General features: G+C 79.2%; 1 protein-coding gene and 2 pseudogenes. All 3 read right to left on the bottom strand.

The genetic code is table 11. From position 1 onward, the window contains the following. Window positions 1-222, bottom strand: a pseudogene (locus ACYVI6_RS18650) (hypothetical protein); the annotation flags it as partial. A 53-nt stretch (window positions 223-275) separates the two neighbouring features. Then, window positions 276-1,133 (bottom strand): DUF4397 domain-containing protein, encoded by an 858-nt coding sequence (locus ACYVI6_RS18645; protein WP_460447784.1) that lies wholly within the window; start codon window positions 1,131-1,133, stop codon window positions 276-278. Then, window positions 1,130-1,656: pseudogene (locus ACYVI6_RS18640) on the bottom strand (hypothetical protein); the annotation flags it as partial. The pseudogene ACYVI6_RS18640 and the gene ACYVI6_RS18645, both read right to left, overlap by 4 nt.

The following is a 1,656-nucleotide window of genomic DNA, read 5'->3' as shown; positions in this document are numbered from 1 at the left end:
GGCACCGGACGCGACGGCGGACGTCGTGGCGGACGTCGTGGCGGACGTCGGCGCGGGGCCGGGGCTCGCGGCGGTGGTGGACGTCGGCGCGGGGCCGGACGTCGCAGCTGGTGCGGCGCCCGCGGCGACCGGGCCGCCGGCGTCGCTCGTGCCGGTGCAGGCCGTCGCCAGCGCCAGCAGCAGCACCGAGAGCACCGAGAGCACCGACGGCACCGACGGCACCGACGGCAGTGCGGCCCGGGCGGCCGGCGTGCTGCGGCGGCCGGGGCGCGGCCTCACTCGCGACGTCGCGACCGGCCGACCACCCGGCGGGCCAGGCCCAGCGCCAGCAGCAGCAGCGCCGCGAACCCGGCGGCCGTCGTCCAGGCCCGCACCTCGATGCTGCCGGGCGCCTGGCCGGCCGTGCCGCCGCCACCGGTCTGCGCGCCGCCCGCGGGCGCCGCACCCACGCCCGAGGCGTCGGTGAAGACCTTCGTGCGCAGCCGTCCGGCCGAGCCGTCGAGCACGACGACGGTGTAGACGCCGCCGGCGCCGAGCCGGACGCTGCCGGTGGTCGCCGGGTCGTCGTCGCCCCTGACCCGCAGCGTCCAGCGGCCGGCCGGCACCGACCGGTAACCGGTGACCTGGCCGATCGCCGCGCCCTGCACGAGCGCCGGTCCGCCGACCGCCTGCACCGAGACGTGGTCGGCCAGCGACACGGCCGGCAGCACGCGCACGTTGGCCGCGCCCCGGGCGGGCGGCGTGAGGTCGTCGACGAGCGTCGCCAGCCGGGGGGCGGAGGCGGTGCCCACGATCGCCAGCGTGACGGCCCGACCCTTGCGCACGGTGAACTGCCGGGACAGCAGCGGCGCGATGCTGCCCGCGCTCGGCCGCACGGTGAGCGTGTACGAGCCGGGTGCGACCTTCTGGTAGTCGGTGACGTCGCCGTAGCCGGCGCCCGGCGTCATCAGGATCTTCGTGCCCGGGGTGCCGTCGAGCGGGGCCAGGTCGACGCGCGCGGCGCCGACGTCGGGCACCAGGTGCGCCGCCCGCACCCACGCGACGCCGTCACCGGCGGCGTGCGCCGGATCGGCGGGCACCAGCAGCAGCAGCGCGAGCGCCAGCAGCAGCCGGACGGCGGGTGGGCGGGTCATCGCGACACCGACAGGGTGCGCAGCGGCTCGACCTGGTCGGTGGTGTGCAGGGTGATCACGGTGCGACCTCGCCTGGGGAGCTGGACGGTGACCGTGGCCGGTCGGCCGGGTCGTGGGGTGACGAGCGGGTAGCTCAGCGAGCCGCCGTCGGTCTCGGTGCGGACCTCGAGCGGGCCGGTGGTGCGGTCGGTGCGCAGGACGACGTCCGCCTCGGCGGCGCCCACCCGGTCGAGCGAGATCGCCAGCGCGGTCGCCGGGCGGCGGGCGCGGGCGGGCGCTGCCGCCTGCCCCGTCGACGAGGTCGAGGGGGACGACGAGGACGAGGGGGACGAAGGCGACGGCTGGGCCGAGGGAGCCGGCTGGGTCGATGGGGCCGGCGGGGGCTCGGCGGCGACGGGCGACGGTGCACCGCCGCCGGTCGTCAGCGCGAGGGCGACGAGCGCCACCGTGACGGCGACGCAGGCGAGCGGCGCCCGCCCGACCCGGCCGAGCGCGTTGGCCGCGGGTGCGGTCGCCGCCCGCC

This window comes from Angustibacter aerolatus, assembly GCF_054776675.1.
Note: the sequence above shows the minus strand (reverse complement) of the source record. Positions and strands in the feature narration are given on the sequence as shown.

Coding starts and splice junctions, on each gene's coding strand:
- ACYVI6_RS18645 (WP_460447784.1), bottom strand. CDS start 1,133: ATGACCCGCCCACCCGCCGTCCGGCTGCTGCTGGCGCTCGCGCTGCTG.